Origin of the sequence: Dyella amyloliquefaciens (genome assembly GCF_004296575.1) — a bacterium.
GTDB classification, from domain to species: domain Bacteria; phylum Pseudomonadota; class Gammaproteobacteria; order Xanthomonadales; family Rhodanobacteraceae; genus Dyella; species Dyella amyloliquefaciens.
On the sequence record NZ_SAYT01000002.1, the window covers coordinates 802,803 to 824,018 of the forward strand.

The 21,216-nt window shown below is 65.4% G+C and carries 23 protein-coding genes; 12 read left to right on the forward strand and 11 right to left on the reverse strand.

Features of this window, described 5'->3' with window-relative positions:
- Window positions 1–19: 19 nt before the first annotated feature.
- Window positions 20–1,006: an L-histidine N(alpha)-methyltransferase gene (gene egtD / locus EPB08_RS08155; protein WP_130618548.1), complete on the reverse strand. Its 987-nt coding sequence runs from the start codon at window positions 1,004–1,006 to the stop codon at window positions 20–22.
- The gene (gene egtB, locus EPB08_RS08160; RefSeq protein ID WP_130618549.1) at window positions 1,003–2,256 is read right to left on the reverse strand and encodes an ergothioneine biosynthesis protein EgtB; all 1,254 of its coding nucleotides are present in this window, start codon (window positions 2,254–2,256) and stop codon (window positions 1,003–1,005) included. Before egtB ends, egtD begins: the two co-directional genes overlap by 4 nt.
- Window positions 2,257–2,470: 214 nt before the next feature.
- On the opposite strand from egtB, the gene EPB08_RS08165 reads away from it, so the two are divergent.
- Window positions 2,471–2,899: a DUF6491 family protein gene (locus EPB08_RS08165; protein WP_205746307.1), complete on the forward strand. Its 429-nt coding sequence runs from the start codon at window positions 2,471–2,473 to the stop codon at window positions 2,897–2,899.
- A gap of 69 nt (window positions 2,900–2,968) precedes the next feature.
- Here the strand turns inward: EPB08_RS08165 and EPB08_RS08170 are convergent, their stop codons facing one another.
- From EPB08_RS08170 to EPB08_RS08180, 3 genes are all read right to left on the reverse strand, one after another.
- Window positions 2,969–3,310: a hypothetical protein gene (locus EPB08_RS08170; protein WP_205746308.1), complete on the reverse strand. Its 342-nt coding sequence runs from the start codon at window positions 3,308–3,310 to the stop codon at window positions 2,969–2,971.
- Window positions 3,311–3,437: 127 nt separating this feature from the next.
- Window positions 3,438–5,633 carry a bifunctional 23S rRNA (guanine(2069)-N(7))-methyltransferase RlmK/23S rRNA (guanine(2445)-N(2))-methyltransferase RlmL gene (rlmKL, locus tag EPB08_RS08175; protein ID WP_130618550.1) on the reverse strand — a complete coding sequence of 732 codons (2,196 nt, stop codon included), beginning with the start codon at window positions 5,631–5,633 and terminating at the stop codon, window positions 3,438–3,440.
- Window positions 5,630–6,157 (reverse strand): alpha/beta hydrolase, encoded by a 528-nt coding sequence (locus EPB08_RS08180; protein WP_130618551.1) that lies wholly within the window; start codon window positions 6,155–6,157, stop codon window positions 5,630–5,632. The genes rlmKL and EPB08_RS08180 overlap by 4 nt, the downstream gene beginning before the upstream one ends.
- A 69-nt stretch (window positions 6,158–6,226) precedes the next feature.
- On the opposite strand from EPB08_RS08180, the gene EPB08_RS08185 reads away from it, so the two are divergent.
- The 4 genes from EPB08_RS08185 (at window position 6,227) to EPB08_RS08200 (ending at window position 8,997) form a co-directional block, all read left to right on the forward strand.
- The gene (locus EPB08_RS08185) at window positions 6,227–6,793 is read left to right on the forward strand and encodes an N-acetylmuramoyl-L-alanine amidase (RefSeq protein WP_130618552.1); all 567 of its coding nucleotides are present in this window, start codon (window positions 6,227–6,229) and stop codon (window positions 6,791–6,793) included.
- A 45-nt stretch (window positions 6,794–6,838) separates the two neighbouring features.
- Entirely contained in the window at window positions 6,839–7,702 is an 864-nt protein-coding gene (gene tesB / locus EPB08_RS08190; protein ID WP_130618553.1) for an acyl-CoA thioesterase II, read from the forward strand.
- A gap of 89 nt (window positions 7,703–7,791) precedes the next feature.
- Complete coding sequence (locus EPB08_RS08195; RefSeq protein WP_130618554.1) at window positions 7,792–8,184, forward strand: putative signal transducing protein; 393 nt, start codon at window positions 7,792–7,794, stop codon at window positions 8,182–8,184.
- A 102-nt stretch (window positions 8,185–8,286) separates the two neighbouring features.
- Window positions 8,287–8,997: an arginyltransferase gene (locus EPB08_RS08200; protein WP_130618555.1), complete on the forward strand. Its 711-nt coding sequence runs from the start codon at window positions 8,287–8,289 to the stop codon at window positions 8,995–8,997.
- Window positions 8,998–9,155: 158 nt separating this feature from the next.
- Here EPB08_RS08200 and adhP read toward each other — a convergent pair whose 3' ends face one another.
- From adhP to purT, 3 genes are all read right to left on the reverse strand, one after another.
- Window positions 9,156–10,193 (reverse strand): alcohol dehydrogenase AdhP, encoded by a 1,038-nt coding sequence (adhP, locus tag EPB08_RS08205; RefSeq protein WP_130618556.1) that lies wholly within the window; start codon window positions 10,191–10,193, stop codon window positions 9,156–9,158.
- Window positions 10,194–10,328: 135 nt separating this feature from the next.
- Window positions 10,329–11,849 carry an FMN-binding glutamate synthase family protein gene (locus EPB08_RS08210; protein ID WP_130618557.1) on the reverse strand — a complete coding sequence of 507 codons (1,521 nt, stop codon included), beginning with the start codon at window positions 11,847–11,849 and terminating at the stop codon, window positions 10,329–10,331.
- 152 nt (window positions 11,850–12,001) lie between these two features.
- Complete coding sequence (gene purT, locus EPB08_RS08215; protein ID WP_130618558.1) at window positions 12,002–13,183, reverse strand: formate-dependent phosphoribosylglycinamide formyltransferase; 1,182 nt, start codon at window positions 13,181–13,183, stop codon at window positions 12,002–12,004.
- A 146-nt stretch (window positions 13,184–13,329) separates the two neighbouring features.
- Here purT and EPB08_RS08220 point away from each other — a divergent pair, with 146 nt between their 5' ends.
- The 5 genes from EPB08_RS08220 (at window position 13,330) to EPB08_RS08240 (ending at window position 16,795) form a co-directional block, all read left to right on the forward strand.
- A complete protein-coding gene (locus tag EPB08_RS08220) occupies window positions 13,330–14,847 on the forward strand; it encodes a transglutaminase-like domain-containing protein (RefSeq protein WP_130618559.1) in 1,518 nt (505 codons plus the stop codon).
- A gap of 63 nt (window positions 14,848–14,910) precedes the next feature.
- The gene (locus EPB08_RS08225; RefSeq protein WP_130618560.1) at window positions 14,911–15,780 is read left to right on the forward strand and encodes an SPFH domain-containing protein; all 870 of its coding nucleotides are present in this window, start codon (window positions 14,911–14,913) and stop codon (window positions 15,778–15,780) included.
- Entirely contained in the window at window positions 15,770–15,961 is a 192-nt protein-coding gene (locus EPB08_RS08230) for a type II toxin-antitoxin system antitoxin (protein ID WP_130618561.1), read from the forward strand. Before EPB08_RS08225 ends, EPB08_RS08230 begins: the two co-directional genes overlap by 11 nt.
- A 98-nt stretch (window positions 15,962–16,059) precedes the next feature.
- Window positions 16,060–16,257 carry a hypothetical protein gene (locus EPB08_RS08235; protein WP_130618562.1) on the forward strand — a complete coding sequence of 66 codons (198 nt, stop codon included), beginning with the start codon at window positions 16,060–16,062 and terminating at the stop codon, window positions 16,255–16,257.
- 73 nt (window positions 16,258–16,330) lie between these two features.
- Window positions 16,331–16,795 (forward strand): DUF1203 domain-containing protein, encoded by a 465-nt coding sequence (locus EPB08_RS08240; RefSeq protein ID WP_130618563.1) that lies wholly within the window; start codon window positions 16,331–16,333, stop codon window positions 16,793–16,795.
- Window positions 16,796–16,801: 6 nt separating this feature from the next.
- Here EPB08_RS08240 and EPB08_RS08245 read toward each other — a convergent pair whose 3' ends face one another.
- Window positions 16,802–17,188, reverse strand: a complete 387-nt coding sequence (locus EPB08_RS08245) for a DUF423 domain-containing protein (RefSeq protein ID WP_130618564.1) — start codon at window positions 17,186–17,188, stop codon at window positions 16,802–16,804.
- A 71-nt stretch (window positions 17,189–17,259) separates the two neighbouring features.
- On the opposite strand from EPB08_RS08245, the gene EPB08_RS08250 reads away from it, so the two are divergent.
- Both EPB08_RS08250 and EPB08_RS08255 read left to right on the forward strand, forming a co-directional pair.
- Window positions 17,260–17,877, forward strand: a complete 618-nt coding sequence (locus EPB08_RS08250) for an SCO family protein (RefSeq protein ID WP_130618565.1) — start codon at window positions 17,260–17,262, stop codon at window positions 17,875–17,877.
- Window positions 17,874–18,347 carry a copper chaperone PCu(A)C gene (locus tag EPB08_RS08255; RefSeq protein ID WP_130618566.1) on the forward strand — a complete coding sequence of 158 codons (474 nt, stop codon included), beginning with the start codon at window positions 17,874–17,876 and terminating at the stop codon, window positions 18,345–18,347. Before EPB08_RS08250 ends, EPB08_RS08255 begins: the two co-directional genes overlap by 4 nt.
- Window positions 18,348–18,396: 49 nt before the next feature.
- On the opposite strand, the gene EPB08_RS08260 is transcribed toward EPB08_RS08255, so the two are convergent.
- A complete protein-coding gene (locus tag EPB08_RS08260) occupies window positions 18,397–19,278 on the reverse strand; it encodes a cytochrome c oxidase assembly protein (protein WP_130618567.1) in 882 nt (293 codons plus the stop codon).
- A 33-nt stretch (window positions 19,279–19,311) separates the two neighbouring features.
- Window positions 19,312–21,216, reverse strand: coding sequence for a GldG family protein (locus EPB08_RS08265; RefSeq protein WP_130618568.1), 1,905 nt, complete (start codon window positions 21,214–21,216; stop codon window positions 19,312–19,314).

Genomic DNA, 21,216 nt, shown 5'->3' on the forward strand with positions numbered 1-21,216 from the left:
CGCGTTAGCTAACGTGCGATCAGGCCTTCGGCGCGCCGGCGCGCACGAGGTAGTAGACGGCGAACATCGACTCCGGATCCGTCCATGCGTGAGCGATCTGCAGGCCGGCTTTCGCGGCCAGCGAGGCGAAGTCCTCGTGCGAATACTTGCAGCTGTACTCGACCTGCATTGCCTCGTCCGCGGCAAAACCCACGAGCTGCTTGCCGACGCGTACCTTCTGGTCGCGCGCACTGACCAGGAACGTTTCGATGCGGCCCGCCATCGCGTTGTAGTGCGCGCGGTGACGGAATGACGCGAGATCGAAGTCGCTACCGATCTCGCGGTTGAGGCGCACCAGCATGTTCAAGGTGAACTCGGCGGTGACGCCGGCGCGATCGTTGTAGGCCGCCTCGATGACCGCGGTGTCCTTCTTCAAGTCGGCGCCAATCAGTATGCCGCCGCCATCACCCATCTCGCCGCGCATCTTGCGAAGCAGCTCGGCAGCCTCGCGCGCCTCGAAATTGCCGATGGTGGATCCGGGGAAATACAACACCGTGCGTCGCGGCGCACGTGGCGGAATGGGAAGCCGCAACGGACGCGTGAAGTCGCCGGGATGCGCTTGCACGGCAAGCGAAGGGAAACGCTCGGACGTCTCCTGCACGCATCGACGCAACGGTTCGGGCGAGATCTCCACCGGCACGTAGGCCACCGGCGCATGCAGGTGCTCCAGCAGCATGCGCGTCTTCACCGCGTTGCCGCTGCCGTATTCGACCAGCCGCACCTCCGGCCCCACCACGTCCGCCATCTCGCCGGCGTGGATCGCCATCAGCTCGATCTCGCAACGCGTCAGGTAATACTCCGGTTGCTCGCAGATAGCCTCGAACAACTCCGAACCGCGTTCGTCGTAGAACAACCAGGATGGCAATCGCTTGGGCTGCGAACGCAGTCCGCGCTGCACGATGCCGACAAGGTCGTCGACGGGCGGGCGACGATCATCGTCGCGGAGGTCAAAGGCTTGTACGTTCATCGATCCTGCCCCAGGCGTATCCCCATGAACTGCCAGCGCGCATGGGGTGGGAAGAAGTTTCGGTAGCTGGCGCGGACATGCTCGCGCGGTGTTGCGCAGGAGCCGCCACGCAATACCCATTGCCCGCACATGAACTTGCCGTTGTATTCGCCAAGCGAACCGGCCAGCGGTCGGAAGCCCGGATAGTTGATATAGGGCGACGCGGTCCATTCCCACACGTCGCCATACATCTGCTGCAACCCGGCGCCCGGTTCTGCCCTGCGCGGGTGCAAGGCCTGCCCGTCGAGCAGGTTGCCCTGCACCGGCAAGGCCGTTGCCGCGCTTTCCCATTCGGCCTCGGTGGGCAGTCGTGCGCCTGCCCAGCGCGCGAAGGCGTCGGCCTCGAAATAGCTGATGTGACTCACCGGTGCGTCCGGATCGATCGGCCGCACACCCGCCAGGGTGAATTCGCTGGCGAGGTCTTCCTGCCAGTACAGCGGCCGTTGCCACTGTTCGCGGCACACGGTGTCCCAGCCATCGGACAACCACAGCGACGGCTCGCGATAACCGCCGTCGTGCACGAACGCGGCGTACTCCGCGTTGGTCACCAGGCGATTGGCCAGCGCATGGGGCTGCAGCAGCGCGCGGTGTCGTGGCGATTCATTGTCGAAGGCGAAGCCGTTTCCGTTATGCCCGATCTCGACCACGCCCTCGCGGCCACTGACGAATTCCAGCGAAACCGGTGCGCACTGGCTCGCCGGCGCCGGCTTTGCCGCATAGGCAGGCAACAGCGGATTGGAGGCAAAGGCGTGCTTGATGTCGGTGAGCAGAAGCTCCTGGTGCTGCTGCTCGTGTTCCAGGCCCAGCTCGATGATGGCAAGCGTCGTTGCATCGACGCCCGCGAGCAGGCGCTCGCTCACCGCATCATCGATGCGCTCGCGGTAGTCGAAGATCTCCGTGACGGCCGGCCGCGACAGCAGTCCACGCCGCGGGCGCGCATGCATCGGCCCGACCGTCTGGTAATAGGAGTTGAGCAGGTAGTGCCACTCCGAATGGAGCGACCGATAGCCAGGATCGCGCTCGAGCACGAAGCGTTCGAAAAACCACGTGGTGTGCGCGAGGTGCCACTTGGCGGGACTGGCCTCCGGCATGGACTGCACCATCATGTCCTCGGGACTCAACGGTGCACACAACGCCATGCTGCGGGAGCGGATTCGCTTGAATCGCAGCACCAACGCCTCGGCTTGCACGGCCGATGACGCGAGCGTCATCGGCGCCTCCGCGATGCGAAGACACCGCCCGCGTGACGGCTTTGCGCTGTCGGTGCTTCAAGGTATCTGGCATCGTGCCGGGGCATGAGGGAACCATGCCGGACAAACCGTTCACATCGTGTGATGCGATGATGGCGATTGGCTGACAATGGTGTATGCGGCAGCGCAGCGAATGCGTTAGACACAGGTGTCTCTCCCAGACGCGAGGTGACGTATGAAGACTCCTACTTTTCTTCTACTCGCAGGCCTCCTGGCCGCTACGGCCCTGCCGGCGACGGCTGCCGACCAGGGCAAGGCCCCAGCCTATACGCCCTTGCGACCCGTAAATGAATGCCTGCGACCTGATCGGGTCAACGAGTGGTATGTGGTCGACAACACCACGGTTATCGCTCGTACAGGCCCGGATCGCTACCTGATCAAGCTGCAGGCGAAGTGTCCGTACCTGGGCATCGGCCAAAACCTGAGCTTCCGTCCCAACCGCGCCAATCTGGCGGCCGGCATGGGCGCCATGTGCGGCGAGGCGGGCGAAACCCTGGCCTCCCGCGATCAGCCACCCTGCGGCGTCCAGTCGATCGCCAAGATCGACAAGGCCCAGTTCGATGCACTGGGCCGCAAGGCAAGCAAACACGGCACCCAGCCGTAAGAAGGTCCTAAACGAAGAAGCCCGGCTTTCGCCGGGCTTCTTCGTTCATGCATGGATACGGTCGGTCGATCAGTGGCCGTAGTGACGATAGCCGCCACGGTAGTAGTAACCACCGCCGTGATGGTAGTAACCCGGGTGACCCACCACCACGGTGGCACCCACCGCAGGACCGTAATACACCGGAGCCGGCGGACCATAGACGACCGGAGCCGGGGCGTAATACACCGGCGGAGGCGGAGCGTAGACCACAGCGGGAGCCGGCGCGTAATAAGCCGGGCCCACCACTGGCAGACCGATACCCACGTTCAAGCTCACATGGCTACCCGCGAATGCCGGTGCGACGGCGACGCAGCCGATCAGCATGGCAGTCGCCAGAGCAACGCGCTTGATGGTGGAAATCTTAGTGTTCATGAGTTTGTCTCCCAAGGGAGGCTTGATTCCGACAGAGGGATTCTACTTTGCCCTCTATCGCTCTTTGCCGGTGTTAATGCTCAGACTTTTGCGCTGAATCGGCACTGAGCAAACCTACTCCGTTTGTTCAGCGTTTTCCTTGATTCCTGACGTGGTTCACAGTGCCGCCCCAGGGCGATTCCTGGGCGTGCAGGCGCAGGATCCAGCAACCGTGGATATCGGCCCGGCGAGTGAAGTCGAACGGGATGCTGGGCGCGCTCCAATCCTCGATGCTGAACCGTTCAGCCAACGCTTCACGATCCAGCTTGAAGCGACGGAAATTGTTGGAGAACACGATCACGCCCTCTGCCGTGAGTCGCTCGGCGCACGCCAGCAGCAGCTTCACGTGGTCGCGCTGGACGTCGAAGTCGTCCGCGCGCTTGGAATTGGAGAACGTCGGCGGATCGACGTAAATCAGCCCGTAACGCTCGCGGTCCCGCTGCAGGAAGCTCATGGCGTCGGCCTGCATCAGCCGGTGTTTCGTCCCGGTGAAACCGTTGAGTGCCAGGTTGCGCGACGCCCAGTCCAGGTAGGTCGCCGAGAGGTCCACGCTGGTGGTGTCCTTCGCTTCGCCGTCCGCCGCGTAGACGCTGGCCGTGGCGGTGTAGGCGAACAGGTTCAGGAAGCGCCTTCCCCGGGCCAGTTCACGGATCTTGCCGCGCACCAGGCGATGGTCGATGAACAGGCCGGTATCGAGGTAGTCGGTCAAGTTGACCAGGAAGCGCAGGTCACCCTCGGCCACTTCGATGAACTCGCCGCGCTGGTCGAACTGGCCGTACTTGGAACCACCCTTGCCGCGCTCACGGGTCTTCAGTGCGATGCGGTCGCGCGGCACGCCCAGCACTTCGCCGGCAACGCGCACGATTTCGCGCAGCCGGTGCCGCGCGGTCTCCGCCGGTATCTCGGCGGGAGCGCGGTACTCCTGGATATGCAGCCAGGGCTCGCCTTCCGCTGGCCCGTAGACATCGATGGCCGCGGCGTATTCGGGAAGATCCTGGTCGTAGGCGCGCCAGCAGGAAATGCCTTCGCGCTCCAGCCGCTTGCGCAGGTGCCGCAGGTTTTTCTCGAGGCGGTTGCGCAACATCTGCGCGCCTTCGGAAAGCGGCTTCACCTCGCGCGGGGTTTCGCTGCGAGCGTGCAGCTCGAACACCAGCAGCACAGTCTCCAGGGCGCCGTTGTACAGGGCGTACTTCTTCTCGGCGCGCAGGGGGATGGCGTGGCCAAGCTCAGCATCGCCCGCCAGCACGGCAGCGCGCCAACCGGCAAAGCGTTCGCGCAGGGTTTCACCCAGCGCCCGGTACAGGCGGGGCATCTCGGCGCGGTCGCCCAGGCGTTCGCCATACGGCGGGTTGGTGATCACCAGGCCGCGGGTGTAGCCCGGCGGAGGCGACACGTGCGTGGCGTCGTGCTTGTCCAGAGTGAGGAAGCCGGACACGCCTGCTTCCTGCGCGTTGCGCTTGGCCGTCTGCACCATGCGCGGGTCGGCGTCGCTACCGAAGAAGCAGCTGCGCAGGCCACGCAGACCCGTCTCGGCGCGCTGTCGCGCCTCCTCGAGCAGCTCGCGCCAGACGGCAATGTCATGCTGCTGCCAGCCGAGAAAGCCGTAGTACTCGCGGTGCAGGCCCGGCGCCACATCGGCGGCCATCCAGGCGCCTTCGATCAGCAAGGTGCCGGAACCGCACATCGGGTCCAGCAGTGCGCCACCCTCGGCATAGACTTCCGGCCAACGCGCGCGCAAAAGCATGGCAGCAGCCAGGTTTTCCTTTAGCGGCGCTTCGCCTTGCAGCTCGCGCCATCCGCGGCGGTGCAAGGGTGACCCGGCCAGGTCCAGCGACAACGTGGCGCGGTCGCGGCGCAGGCGCAGATTGATGCGTACGTCGGGCTCATCGGTGTCCACGCCGGGACGCGAACCATCGCGCTGGCGGAACTGGTCGACCACTGCGTCCTTCACGCGCTGGGCGATGAACTGGCTGTGGGTGAGTTTGCTCTGGGCCGAATTGGCATCCACCGCCAGGGTGGCGTGGGAAGCCAGGTGCTTCGACCAGTCGATCGCCTGCACGCCGGCGTAGAGCGCGTCATCGGTCGCGGCGTCGAATTCGGCCAGTGGCAGCAGCACGCGGCTGGCGAGGCGCGACCACAGGCAGGCGCGATAAGCCGTGGCGAGCGTGCCGGCGAAATGCACGCCGGCCAGCGCCTCGCGCACGTCTTCCGCGCCCAGCGCGACCAGTTCGTCGCGCAGCAGGTATTCCAGGCCCTTCGGGCAAGTGGCGAAGAACGCGCTCATGCCGTCACTGCCAGTTGTTCGAGGAACAGGCGGAACTGTCCGACGATGTGATCCACGCTGGCACCCAGTCGATGATCGTCATTGACCACCACCAGGGGCAGCCGCTTGCGCTGTGCAAAGGCCAGCACGCCCTCCGGGGGACAGATGTCATCCTGCCAGCCGTGATAGAGCACGGTGGGCACGTCGGCGCGCAGGTCGAATGCCTGGCGGTAACCAGGGATTTCACTGGGCGTGGCCAGCAGGAACAGTCCGGCCACCGGCCGCTGCAGCGAGGCGAGGCCCGACACGAACGAGCCCATGCTCGACCCCACCAGGACCGGCGGCTGGTCCAGCGCGTCGATGGCGGCAGTCAGGCGCGCCAGGCGCGGATCAATCGAGCCCGCATAGCCGCGCACGTCGTCCTCGCGATAGTCGGGCCGCTGGGTAGCCCAGCCGAGGGTTTCCGCGAAAGCGGCCAGCACGCTGACCTTGGTCGCATCCGGGCCCGAGTCCGAGCCATGCGAAAGAATGATCTGGCCGCCCATCGCGGTCTCCAACACTGCATCAAGCCTCACATCGTAACAGGCGCGGTTCCGCGCCATTAGACTGGGGCCATGTCCCTGACCGTCATCGACCAGCCCCTGCCCTATGCCCACCTGCTGCCCGAGCGCCCGGCCGAGGCGGTGGAACGGGTGGTGATCCACTGCACCGAGCTGCCCGATCTGGCCATGGCCCGCGAATACGGCGAGCGCGTGCTGTACGAGGACCGAGGCACGGGCGCCAGCGGCCACTACTACATCGACCGGGATGGCAGCATTTACTGCTATGTCCCCACCACCCGGGTGGCGAACCACGTACGGGGGCATAACCCCGACTCCATCGGCATCGAGCTGGTGAACCTCGGCCGGTACCCCCACTGGTGGGACTCCCGGAACCAGACCATGACCGAGCCCTATACGGCCGACCAGCTCGAGGCCCTGCTTGCCCTGCTGGCCGAGCTGCGCGAGGAGCATCCCAACCTGCGCCAGATCGCCGGTCATGAAGACCTGGACACCGCCCGCCTGCCCGCCTCCGACGATCCCTCGATCGAGGTGTCGCGCAAGCTGGACCCGGGCCCGCTGTTCCCCTGGCCGGAGGTGCTGGAAGCCAGCGGCCTGGAACGCGCGGAAGCCGGGCACTGACGCCCCGGCTATAATCGCCCGCTAACTTTCGCCCCCGAGTGCCCCATGACGGAAACCAACGTCGGTGAACTGGTCGACCTGCTCGAACTCGAGCGGCTGGAGGACAACCTGTTCCGCGGCCAGAGCCGTGACATCGGCACGCACTTCGTGTTCGGCGGGCAGGTGCTGGGCCAGGCCCTGTCGGCTGCGCAGCGCACGGTCGATGCACAGCGCGAAGCGCACTCGCTGCACGCGTATTTCCTGCGCGCCGGCGACATCAACGCCCCCATCGTCTACAGCGTGGAGCGCACGCGCGACGGCGGCACGTTCTCGTCGCGCCGCGTGGTGGCGATCCAGCACGGCCAGCCCATCCTGAACGGCTCGATTTCGTTCCAGGTGCCGGAAACCGGCTTTGAACACCAATCGTCCATGCCCGAAGTCCCCGGGCCGGAGGACATCGAGCCGATGCAGGCGCTGCCACCCGAGCGGTTGGCCAAGCTGCCCGAGAAGTTGCAGCGCTGGCTGGGCGTGGATGCGCCGTTCGAGTTCCGCCACGTGTGGCCGCAGGACAAGCTGCATCCGGTCAAGCGTCCGCCGTTCCAGCACATCTGGTTCCGCCTGACGGCGCCGGTGGGCGATTCGCCGGACCTGCACCGATCGCTGCTGGCTTACGCCTCGGACTTCAACCTGATCGGCACGGCCACCCTGCCCCACGGCATTTCGTACTACACGCACAACGTGCAGATGGCGAGCCTGGACCACGCCCTGTGGTTCCACCGCCCGTTCCGCGTGGACGAATGGCTGCTCTATTCCTTCGACAGCCCGACGGCGCAGGGCGCCCGCGGGCTGGCCCGCGGCCAGATCTTCACCCGCGACGGCCGCCTGGTGGCTTCCACTGCCCAGGAAGGCCTGATCCGCCTGCGCGGCTGAGGCCGGAAGGCTCCGTAGTAAAATCAGGAACGGGCGCATTCCGCCCGCCGACCACCCGGCCGCCCGGGTGGTGAACCAGGGTTTTCTCCATGCGTCAGCTCTATACCTCCCCCCGCCAGGACAACATCGATCGCGTCGCTGCGCTGCTCACCGAGCAGGGGATCGAATGCACCGTCGAGAATCGCTCGAACTACAACCGCCCCACCTACCAGCGCTTCAGCTATTCCCAGCGCAGCGAAAACCGGGACAACTGGGCCCAGGTGTGGGTGACCCGTGCGGACGACTACACCCGGGCCCGCGCTCTGCTGAAGGAGCTGGGCATCGAGCCGGTGATCCGCCACGGCGAGGAACTGGCGCTGGCCCGCAAACCCACGGTGGAGACACGCCGCCAGAGCGTCGCGACCCGCGCCCGTCGCATCGTCATGCTGGCGGTGGCGGGCGCTTTCGTAATCCTGATGCTTCGTTATATGGGCGTGATCTGACCAGCCCCAGGCTGAACCGACAGCCCAAAACGCTCAATCCGACGCCATCAGTAGGCATTTCCCTACTCACATGACAGGGCGGACCGGACATAGAATCAGTCCATGCGCTCCGATCGTGTCCGCCTCTTCCAGACCTTGCCGCACACCTGCGGCTACTTTGCCGAGCGCACGGCACAGAATCTCGTGATCGATCCGGCCGCGCCGCAGCTGGACCAGTTGTACGGTCCGGCGCTGGAACGTGGCTTCCGTCGCGCCGGTGGCCACCTGTACTACCCCTATTGCAGCAACTGCCGGGCCTGCACGCCCTGCCGTATCGACGTCGCGAATTTCATGCCGGACCGTTCGCAGCGGCGCTGCCTCCGGCGCAACAAGGACTTGCACGTCATCGAATCGATGGCCGGCTACAACGCCGAACGGCATGCGCTGTACGAGCGCTACCTGCGCCAGCGACATCCCGGTGGCGGGATGGATGAGGCGGATGCCAGCGATTTCCGTCGGTTCCTGACCGCGCCGTGGAGCCCCACGCTGTTCCTGGAGTTCCGCAACGGCTCCCGCTTGTTGGGCGTCGCGGTCACCGACGTCTGCGTACAAGGCCTGTCAGCGGTCTATACCTTCTACGACCCGGATGAAACGGCTCGTGGCCTGGGTACCTACGCCATCCTGCAGCAGATATCCCTGGCCCGGCGCCGTGGCCTGCCGTGGGTGTACCTGGGTTTCTGGATCGCCGGTCACCCGAAGATGGACTACAAGCGGCGCTTCCGTCCGCTGCAGATCCGCACCAGCGAAGGCTGGGTGGAGATGCCGGAGGGCTAAGCCCCCGGCACAAAAAACCACTGTGTAGGAGCGCACCCAGTGCGCGACCGCAGCGCCACGTCATCATCCCGGTGTTCGGCCTTCGCCATCGCGCACGGACGAGGGTGAATGTCGCGCCGATCGCGCACTGGGTGCGCTCCTACATGAGGCGAACGGGTTTACGGCGTGCCGATATCCAGCACCACGCGACCCTGGATATGGCCTTCGCGCAGGCCCTGCAGTACGTCGTTCACGTCATCCAGCTTCTTCCGCTCGATCGTCGCCACGACCTTGCCTTCGGTGGCGAACGCGACGGCTTCGGCCAGGTCCTTGCGCGTACCCACGATCGAGCCGCGGATGGTGAGGCGCTTGAGCACGACATCGAAGATCGGCGTGGCGAAGTCGCCCGGCGGCAGGCCGACCAGACTCATCGTGCCGCGACGCCGCGTGAAACCAAGCGCCTGCGAGAACGCCGGCGGCGACACCGCCGTCACCAGCACGCCATGCGCACCACCGCCGGTGGCGTCCAGCACTGCTTCCACCGCATTCGGGCTGCGCGCATCGACCGCTGCCGAGGCACCCAGCTTGCGCGCCAGGTCGAGCTTCTCTTCGGCCACATCCACCGCGACGACATTCAGGCCCATCGCCGTGGCGTACTGGATGGCCAGATGCCCGAGACCACCGATACCGGAGATGGCAATCCATTCGCCAGGACGCGCCTCGGTTTCGCGAATGCCTTTGTACGTGGTCACGCCGGCGCAGAGAATCGGCGCCATCGCGGCGAAGTCCACATCCTTCGGCAGACGCGCCACGTAGGCGGCATGACCAATGGCGTACTCGGCGAAGCTGCCGTTCACGCTGTAACCGCTGTCGTGCTGCGTCTCGCACAGCGTTTCCCAGCCGGTGATGCAGTATTCGCAATGCCCGCACGCGTCATGCAGCCAGGCGATACCCACCGCGTCGCCAATCTTCAGGTTGTCCACGCCATCACCGAGCGCCACCACCACGCCTACGCCCTCATGGCCGGGAATGAAAGGCGGTTGCGGCTTCACCGGCCAATCGCCGTCCACTGCATGCACGTCGGTGTGGCAGACGCCGCTGCTGACGATCTTTACCAACACCTCGCCGCGCCCTGGCGTGGGCACGGGTACTTCCTCGATGCGCAGCGGTTCACCGAAACGGTGCGCGACGGCGGCCTTCATCGTCTTGGGGGCCATGAGCGATCTCCTGGAGGTCATGGAACGCGGCCGCCCGGTCACGTCATGCGACTCGGTACGGTTTCGCGGGGACCCACCCAAGATGCCGCCCATCTCGTGATGGACGGGTGACCAGGATCAATCGGCTGCGGCTGTTCAGGAGTTGGCTGCGGCCTGCGGTATGACCGGATACGGATGCAGCTTCACCAGCGGCACGGAGATGCCATCGTCACCCACCACGCGGCAATGCGTGCGGTCGAGTTGCCGCGGTTCTTCCACGCCGCAGCTGTGCGCGATGATGCCCACCTCGTGCATCACGTTGGTGGCGTAGTGGGCCACGCGCTCGCTCTTGTCGGTGACGACCAGGCCACGCTGCAATTTCGGATTCTGCGTGGTGATGCCGGTCGGACACGTATTGCGATTGCATTGCAGCGACTGGATGCAGCCGAGCGCCAGCATGAAGCCGCGCGCGGAATTGACGAAGTCCGCGCCCATCGACAACGCCCACGCCACGTCGTACGCGGTGATGCACTTGCCCGAACAGATCACCTTGATGCGATCGCGCAGGCCCTTCACGACCAGCATGTCGACCAGCATCGGCAAGGCCTCGTGCAACGGCAGGCCCACGCCTTCCATCAGGGTCTGCGGCGCCGCGCCCGTGCCGCCTTCCGAACCATCGACGATGATGAAGTCCGGCGCGCTCTCGATGCCGCGCTTGTGCACCTCGTCGCACAGCTCGGCAATCCAGTCGATGCCGCCGAACACCGCCTTGAAACCGACCGGCTTGCCGGTGAGGTCGCGAATGTGGCGGATCGCATCCATCAGCTCCGTCACATTGCCGATGTCGAGATGGCGATTGGGACTCTGCGAGTCCTGCCCCACCGGAATGCCGCGAATCGCCGCGATCTCCGGTGTCACCTTGGCCGCCGGCAGCAGGCCGCCCATGCCTGGCTTGGCGCCCTGGCCGAGCTTGATGCTCACCATCTTCACCTGCTTGTGCGCACAGATCGCCAGCAGCTTTTCGTCATCGAGCTTGCCATCGGGCGTGCGTACGCCGTACTTGGCGGTGCCGATCTCGAAGATGATGTCGCAGCCGCCTTCCAGGTGATACGGCGCCAGGCCGCCCTCGCCGGTATCCATCCAGATGCCGGCCTTGGCAGCACCGCGCGACAGCGCGCGCACGGCCGGCGCCGACAGCGCGCCAAAACTCATCGCGGAGATATTGAAGAACGCGGCGTGCTGGTAAGGCTCGCGCGAGTACGGCCCAAGCGTTACCGGACGCGGCTCGAGATGCCTTTCGCCCAGCGCGGGGAACGGCGCATTGACAAAGAACGGCACGCCTTCGCCGCGCAGGTCGCGGGTGGAGCCGAACGCGTTGGTGTTGTCCACGTTCTTCGCCGCGCGATACACCCATGTGCGTTGTGCGCGATTGAACGGCAGTTCCTCGCGATCACTGGAATACAGGTACTGCCGGAAGAATTCGCCGAGATGCAGGAACCAGTAGCGGAAGTGACCGATAACGGGAAAGTTGCGCAGCACCGAGTTGCTGGTCTGGTTGCGGTCGACGAACCACACGACCATCACGACGACGACCACCAGCGCCAGCAGCAGCAGGAACAGCGCGGCGAACGTTTCCACCATCACTACCAGCCAATGCGCAAATCCAGACGGTTCCATCGCTGTCTCCGGTTGTCATCGTTGTGCCCACTCCATCGGGAGCAGGTGCGCCACCTCGCGGTGGCCATTCGGGGGAGCGGGTGTCGTCGACGTCCTTCACGAGCACCCGCTGCACCTCGATCCTCGCCCCAAACAGGCGAGGAAGGGAAGCCTCAGAGCTCCACGCGCAACTTCCTGGCCGCGGCAATCGCCTTGGCCTTGGCTGCCTCGATGTCTTCATCGCGCGCCAGCGTGACGGCCATGCGCCGCCGCCCCTTCACCGTCGGCTTGCCGAAGATGCGCAGTTGCGTGTCCTGCTCGGTAAGCGCATCAGCCACGTTGAAATAGCGCGGCCCACCGCCCTCGCCTTCCACCAGCACCGCGCACGACGCCGACGGACCAAGCTGGCGAATGGAGGGAATGGGCAACCCGAGAATGGCGCGCGCGTGCAACGCGAACTCGGACAGGTCCTGTGAAATCAGCGTGACCAGACCGGTGTCGTGCGGACGCGGGCTCACTTCCGAGAAGATCACGTGATCGCCCTTGACGAAGAACTCCACGCCGAACACACCCCAGCCACCGAGCGCACCGGTGATCGCCGCCGCCTGACGCTCGGCCTCCGCCTGCGCAGCCGCACTCATCGGCTGGGGCTGCCACGATTCTCGATAGTCGCCATCTTCCTGGCGGTGCCCGATGGGGGCGCAGAAGCTCACGCCGTCGCTGTGACGCACCGTGAGCAGGGTGATCTCGTAATCGAAATCCACGAAGCCTTCGACGATGACCCGCCCCTTGCCCGCGCGTCCACCGGACTGCGCATAGTCCCAGGCCGCCTGCAGCTCGTCCTCGCGGCGCACGACGCTCTGCCCCTTGCCCGAGGAACTCATCACGGGCTTGATGACGAACGGCAGGCCGATGGCGGCCACGGCGTCGCGATACTCCGCCTCCGTATCGCAAAAGCGATAAGGCGATGTCGGCAGTTTGAGTTCTTCGGCGGCGAGGCGCCGGATGCCTTCGCGATCCATGGTGAGCCACGCGGCACGCGCGGTGGGAATCACCCGCAGGCCGCCCTTTTCCAGCTCCACCAGGGTGGGCGTATGGATGGCCTCGATTTCCGGCACCACCAGGTCGGGTTTTTCCTGCTCGATCAGCTGGCGCAGCGCGGCACCATCGAGCATGTCGATCACGTGGCTGCGATGCGCCACCTGCATGGCCGGTGCATGGGCGTAGCGGTCCACCGCGATCACCTCCACGGCGTAGCGCTGCAGTTCGATCGCCACCTCCTTGCCGAGCTCGCCGGAACCCAGCAGCAGCACGCGCAGGGCATGTTCGGAATAAGGCGTGCCAAACGGCTTCATCGGTCTCTCCCTGGAGCGGCAAATGCGCATTGTAAGGGCCGGGGGCAGGCGCCGCGCGCCCGGCGGGCAGGACATGTCGAAAGCCCCATTGACGAACGCCTCGAACCGGCATTGACTGTCATTGCCACCGTCCCCACGGAGCGATCATGCGCAATCGGACTGCCATGCTTTTGCTGGTGTTGTCGCTGTGCCCCGCGCCTGGACTCATCGCCCGGGCCGAGACTGCTGTGTCTCCCGACACCACCTGGATGACCGTGTTGCTGGGTGGCCGCAAGATTGGCCACCTGGAGATCGAACACCAACGCACCGGCGATGTCGTCACCACCACGCAGGACCTGGTGATCGAACTCAATCGCAGCGGCAGCGGTATTCCGCTCGGTGTGCTGACCCGCAGCGTGGAAAGCACATCCGGCGAGCCGTTGGGTTTCTATGCGCGAAGCACGCTTTCCGCCGCCAGCACCGTCGTGGAAGGCACGCGGCAGGCAAGCGGCGACTTCGCCGTGACCACCACCGTGGGCAACGATGCCAGGCAAACCCTGCTGGTCTGGCCACCGGGCGCGATGCTCAGCGAGGGACAGCGGCTCGCCCTGATCAAGGCCGCCAATCATCCGGGCCAGACCTACTCGATGGACATGTTCGACCCCGCCAGCCAGGCAGTGGCACGGGTGGAGATGATGGTCATCGGCGATGAGAAAGTGACACTGCCCGAAGGCACGATGGTCCTCAACCACCAACGCCAGGTGCTGAAATCAGCGCGTGGCACGCAGATCATGGACCTGTGGCTGGACGACCAGGGGCTTGCCCGCAAGGGCATGCTCGACATGCTGGGGCACAAGCTGGAGATGCTCGCGTGCAGCCAGCAATGCGCGCTGGCGCCGGTGCAGAAGTTGGACATGTTCCGCGCGGCCATGGTGGATTCGCCACGCCTGCTGCCGGCCTACCTGCGCTCGACATTCCTGCGCTACCGCATCCACGCCCCTGAGGGCAGTCCGCAACCGGTCATAAGCACTGACGAGCAACATGTGCTCAGCCTCGGGCGCGGCGACTGGATGGTCGATATCGGCAATCCCCAGCCCGGTGGTCAGCCGCCTCCCAGCCCCGATGACACCCTGCCCAACGCCTGGGTGCAGTCCGACGCACCGGAGATCCGGCAGTTGGCCGCTCGCGTAGTCGGCGATGCACAGGACGATCTGCAGAAGATGCGTCGCCTGCGCAGCTTCGTCAGCGACTACATCACCCAGCACGGACTGGACGTGGGCTACGCCTCGGCGCTGGAAGTGCTGCGCACCCGGGACGGCGACTGCACCGAATACGCCGTCCTGCTTGCTGCGCTGGCGCGGGCCGAGAACATCCCGACGCGGGTGGTGACCGGCATGGTCTACGCCGACCGCTTCTCGGGCGCCTCGCGGGTGTTTGTGCCACACGCCTGGGTGCAGTCGTGGATCAATGGCCGCTGGCAAAGCTTCGACTCTGCCCTGCGCCAGTTCGACAGCACCCACATCGCCCTGGATTCCGGCGATGGCGACCCCTGGCATTTCTTCAACGTCGCCAACCTGTTCGGCCAGATGCGCATCGAGGAAATCACCCCCACCGCCGAACTGGCGGGCAACCTGCCTCCACCGAGCGTCAGCGAGCCACCGGCAAGTGCCGGCAATGGACGCTGAGCAGGGCACTTGCGGAAAGATATCACTTTGATATCAAATCCTCCCAACTAGGGAGGAACCGCCATGAACGAACGTCAGGGTTTTTCAGTTGCCGGCATACCGATGGTCTTTCTTTGCTTCCTGATGGGCTTGGGAGCCGTCGGATCGTGGATGGAGACAGCCCACGGCGTCGGGAGCTTCCTGGGCCCGGTGGGTGTGTTGCTCATTGCGCTGCTGCTGCTCTCTGCCAAGGGCTTCTTCCAGGTCGCGCCCAACGAAGGCCAGGTCCTGCAGCTGTTCGGCAAGTACGCCGGCACGGTGCGCGCCGAGGGCCTGCGCTGGACCAACCCGTTCTGCAGCCGCCGGCGCGTCTCGCTGCGCGTGCGCAACTTCGAGAGCGGCAAGCTCAAGGTCAACGACAGCGACGGCAACCCGATCGAGATCGCCGCCGTGGTGGTATGGCAGGTGATCGATACCGCCGAAGCCGTGTTCTGCGTGGACGACTATGAAAACTTCGTCACCATCCAGAGCGAGTCGGCGCTGCGCCAGATGGCGCAGAACTACCCCTACGACGCGCACGACGATGGCAAGCCTTCGCTGCGCAGCCATGGCGACGTGATCAACAACCACCTGCGCGGCGAAATCCAGGCCCGCCTGGACAAGGCCGGCGTGCGCGTGGTCGAGTCCCGCATCAGCCACCTTGCCTACGCCCAGGAAATCGCCCAGGCCATGCTGCAGCGCCAGCAGGCCAACGCGATCGTGGCGGCGCGCGAACGCATCGTGGAAGGTGCGGTAGGCATGGTCGCCATGGCGCTGGACAAGCTGCGCCAGCAAGGCGTGGTGGAGCTGGACGAGGAGCGCAAGGCCGCCATGGTCAGCAACCTGCTCGTGGTGCTCTGCGGCGACCGCTCCACGCAACCGGTGGTGAACGCCGGCACGCTCTATGGCGGCTGACAAAAAGGCTTTTCCACTCCGCATCAGCGCTGCCGTGCTCGAAGCCATGCAGCGCTGGGCCGACGACGATCTGCGCAGCGTCAATGCGCAGATCGAGTTCGTGTTGCGCGAGGCGCTGCGCAAGCAGGGACGCCTGAGGAAAGACAGTTCAGAGCCCGTGGTCGACGACGACTCCGACTGAACTCGCGCCCCGCTTTCGCGGCGATTCAACACGCCTTGCACACGGGCGGCGCTAGCTTCTCCTCACTCGCCAGGCGAGTGACTCGGCGGAGAACGTCCATGGCAAATACTTACGCACCCTTACCCGATGGCCCGGTCCTTTGCGATGCGTGCGCCGAGGCGGGCGAAAAGGTCGAGATGGAGCCCCATGACGCGGTTCCGCCGGAGGCGCGCGAGTGGGCGAAGAAGGAACGTGCCGAACTGCAGAGCTACCGCTGCCCGGAATGCGAGTCCGTGAACGTGTTTCGCGTCGACTGAGCACCGCAAGAACCGGATGGTTGCTGCATGTCGAGAGCGGCAAGCTGCATGCGTCGCCTCACGGAGCTCTGCCATGCACTTCCGCATTACCGGCCTGCCTGCCGAACCATTCAACGAACTGTTTTCCCTGTCCGACGAAGCACTCGCCGCACGGCGCGCCCTGCGCGTGGTGGCGGACCAGCCGCACGGCTACCCCTGCCGCATCAGCCTCACGGATGCCGAGGCAGGCCAGTCGCTGATTCTTCTCCACTACGAACACCAGCCGGCGAACACGCCCTTCCGCTCCAGCTATGCGATCTACATCCGCGAGGGCGAGCAGCAGTACGACCGAGTCGATGAAGTGCCGGACCAGCTGCGCCGGCGCCTGCTGTCCGTGCGCAGCTTCGACGAGCGCGGCATGCTGTGCGATGCCGATGTGGTCCAGGGAACGGCACTGGAGCCCCTGATCGAGCGCTTGTTCGCCGACGAGCAGGCGGCATACCTGCACATCCACATGGCGCGCCCCGGCTGTTATGCGGCGCGAGTGGATCGCGCCTGACAACGCTCAACGCGAGGCTCGCATCCCCAGCGGGGCGATCGCGATGCCCAATGCCAGCCAGCCGACGATGAACGCCACGCCGCCCAGCGGCGTGATGGCGCCGAACCAGCGCGGCGCTCCCAATGCCAGCGCATACAGGCTGCCGCTGAATACCACGATGCCCAGGGGAAACGCCGCCATCGCGATACGCCGTGCTCGCCCCGGCACGGCAAACACGGTCAGCACCAGTGCCAGCGCATGCCAGAAGTGGTAGCTCACCGCCGTGTGCCACAACTCGCTGCCTCTGGCATCAAGCACATCGCGCAGGGCATGTGCGCCAAAAGCACCGAGCATGACGGCGCTCGCGCCGGCCAGGCCCAGGAGCACGCCAGTGGCAAGAGATGGGTGTCGCATGGGGAACGCTTCCTTCAACAGCAAGGCAGCCAGTGTCGTATGCTGGCGGGATGATTCCCTTCCATCTTCGCATGACACTTCGACGCGCTGGCCGCCTGACGCTGCTGTTCGCACTGGTGTTCGGCGCCTTGTTGCTGGGCGCCTGCAACCGCGGCGATTCGATCGAGTGGCGACTCACCAATGTCTCCGGGCACATGCCGGACCTGGACTTTCACCTGGTCGACGACCAGGGCAAGGCAGTTACCGGCCAGGACTACCGCGGCAAGGTCGTGCTGCTGTATTTCGGCTACACGCATTGCCCGGATGTCTGCCCACTGACACTCGCCCAACTGCACGTGGTGATGCAGCGCCTCGGTCCGTTGGCCGACGGCGCACGGATCCTGTTCGTAAGCGTGGATCCGGCGCGCGACACACCCGACATCATGCATGCCTATGTGAATGCCTTTGATCCGCGTGCGGTAGGCCTTTCCGGCACGCCGCGCGAGATCGAGGCATTGAGCAAGCGTTACCGCTCCGCTTTCACGCGCGAGCCCGACAAGGGCGATGGACAATACGAAGTGAGCCACAGCTCGGCGATCTACGTGTTCGATCGCGATGGCAAGGCACGCCTGCTGGCCACACCGGCCAATCCGCAGGACGACCTCGTCCACGACCTGCACCTGATGTTGAGCCTGGGGAATCCGACATGATCATTGGCACTGCGCGCGCCCTGCCCTTGTTGGCGGCCGGCCTGCTACTGGCCACCGCGGCGCATGCCGGCGAAGCCGAGCACGTTCGTACCAGCCAGGCGTGGATCCGCCTCCTTCCGGGCGATCTTCCGGCGGGCGCCTACGTCACGCTGGAAAATACCGGCGACCAGCCGGCCACGCTACGCAGTGCGAGCAGCACCCGCTACGGCAGCGTGATGCTGCACAAGAGCAGCTCCGAAGGCGGCGTGAGCCGCATGGCCATGGTGGACAACCTGGTCATCCCCGCGCACGGCAAGGCCGAACTCGCGCCGGGTGGCTATCACCTGATGATGAGCAAGGCGAATCCGCCGGTGCAGGTGGGGGACGCCGTGAAGCTCACCCTGCACTTCGCCGATGGCAGCGCACTAGATACGGATTTCGTCACGCGCCCGGCGAACGCCACGGACGCCGGCGACACCCACTCACACTGAAATCCCTTTGCAGGAGCGCACCCAGTGCGCGACCGCAGCGCCTGATGAGTCAGCGCGCCGTCGTCGACACGGGATTTCCGGACGCCCTTGCCGGGCGCCGTGGCCAAGGCTTCCGCCGAATGCGCCCGCTGCGCGACAACCGCAACCACTGGCGCATCGCCAGCAGGCCGCCGATGGATTCGATGATCGCCGCCGGCACCCACATGATCACGCCACCGACAAGCTGCGCGGTAAGCACGTTGAAGGTGAAGGCACGCCCGCATATCTCGAAGATCGGATACAGGTCGGCCTTGGAAAACGTGACGATGGCGCCGGCGAGGATCTGCGGGGTCATCGTGATGCCCGGTGACAGCACGCGCAGTCCCGGCGTCATGCGTCCCGGCGGTCGCGGCCGGTGGTCCAGCACCAGCCACCAGTAGCTGAACCCGCTGACCAGCATCGACCAGTTCATGAAGCGATAGATGCGCCAGTCCAGCATGGCCAGCGTCTGCATCGACGGGATCAGCCAGACCAGGATGAAGGCGACGAAGAGAATCGTCGCGATCGCCGGGTTGAGGAACACCGCATTGAACACGCGCCAGGGCCAGGACCGCAGCACCGGGCGCAGCAGGCGTATGCGCCATGACAACGGCAAGCCCTTGCGCAGCACCGATCCCGGATAGGAGGAGATGATCAGCAGCGGCGCCAGGTGATGCAGCAACACCTGCTGGATGCGATGCATGAAGAACTCATGCTCGAAGAAAAAATCCAGGTAGGTGTGCAGCGAGACATAGATCATCACCATGCCCAGCCAGAACGCCAGGCGGCGACCGATGCTCACCGGAAGGCCGCGGCAGCCACGCACGTACAGCACGCAGCAGGCCACGAAGGTCAGCAGGAATACCCAGGAGAACTCCCAGGGCACGATCCACTTGATCAGGCTTGCCATCATCGAACGATACCGGGCTTCAACGGCGACCGTACATCATAGCCCGCCCACCCGACGACGGCTCCGGCGCGAACGTCGCCAGCCATAGACCAGGCCGAACAGCGTCACCAGCGACGGCACCAGCACGATATTGATGAACTTCAGGCGCAGGCCCAGCGCATCGATCTCGGCGTTGAACTGGTGCTGCACGTCGCGCAGCTCCTTGTTGATCGCCAGCTGGCGCCGCAGGAACTGTTCGATCTCCGACCGCTGCTCGGCACTCGCCGTGTCGCCGCGCGCAGCCTTGGCGGGCTGCAGCTCGTTGAGGCGGGTGCGCGTGACGGCCAGCTCGCGCTGCAGCTCCTGCTTCTTGGCCAGGAATTTCTGGTCCGCCGCACTCTGCAGCGCCAGCACGCGGGTGAACGGACGCTGCGAGCTGACCCGGCCATGGATGGACAGCAGCGCGGAGGAACCACTGAGGTTGTCCGCGATGTTGGTGACGAAGTCGCCGTTGTTAGCCAGCGCACTCAGCTGCGGCTGGCCGAGCAGGCTCTGCGTGTAGGACACCCACAGGCGATCGCTGAGCAGATCGGTATCGGCCACGAGGATGACCTCGGCGTTTTCACCCGACAGGCCCAGGTGGCCAGGAGCCTTGGAGCGATCCGGAAACGCACTCGGGAACTGCCCACGTACGCGGGCCGCGATCACGTAGTGGTTGTTGTCGGGCCGGTAGTTGTCCAGCAGGCCACCCGGATTGTTGATCGATTCGCGCACCCGCTGGCTGGATACGATCTCGGCATCGGTCGTGCTCTGGATCAGCGGCTGCAGGCGCGAGGACGTACCGGGCGAGAGATCGAAGAATCCGGCGCTGGAGACGTTGATGCGCTGCAGGCTCGCCGTGATCACGTCGTTGTGGCTGAGCTCCTGCTGGCTGAGCCCGAGCATCGCCGGATGACTCATGGACGAAGAGTCGGCCAGTTCGATGCGCAGGGCACGCGAGCGATCCAGCACCACCTTCTGCGGGTCGTACTGCACGCCCCACGCCTCGAAGAGCTTCGGGAGATCCGAGTTGTGATCGTCGGTATTGCCGGCACTGTCCACGAACGGCGTGTTGTCCATTTCCGCCACGGGATCGACGAACACCACCAGGTGTCCGCCGCCCAGCACGTACTGGTCGATCGCATACAGCGCGTCCGCCGGCAGGTGCTTGGGATGGATCACCAGCAGAGCCTTGATATCGCGGTCGATGCTGGTCAGCTTGGCCGGATCCAGCGTTTTCACGTCGAACTGCTGGCCGAGCTGGCGCATGACGGTCCACGGTTCCTCGCCGATCACCGGATTGCCTTCCACCGGCAGGCTGCTGATCAGGCCGACGTGCGGCTTGGACGGCTGGTCCAGCTCATAGAGCAGCTTGGCGATGTCGTACTCGAGGAAGGTCTCGCGAGACGGGTCCAGCAGGGGAATCCCCAACGTCTTGCCGGGCAGGCGCTCTTCGCCTTCCGCTTCGCTGTCGACATTCCCCGGCAAGGTATTGCCCACCAGGCCGAAGAAGACGCGCTCGCCGTTGGTGCCACCGTTGATCGGCGTCAGGCCATACCCTTCCGCGCTGACTTCATCGTCGGAATATGGCACGGGGTCCACGAACTGAAGACGCAGGCGCCCGCGCGAACGGGCCACCATCTCCTGCAGCATTTCCCGCACCCGCTGCTCGTAGCTGCGCAGCTGCGGAAGATCGCGAGCCGCGTGCTCGGAGAAGTACAGCGTGAGCTTCAGTGGCGCATGCAGGTTGTCCACGATGTGCGCCGTGCCCGGCGTCAGCGTGTACAGCTTGTCGGCGGTGAGGTCGATGCGCCCCAGGCGCAACCAGCGGCTGCTGCCCAGCGCGAGGGTGACGAACACGACGGCCAGCAGCACCAGGGCGGCAAGCAGCACGACGCGACGGCGTGAATGAAGTCGCGTCAT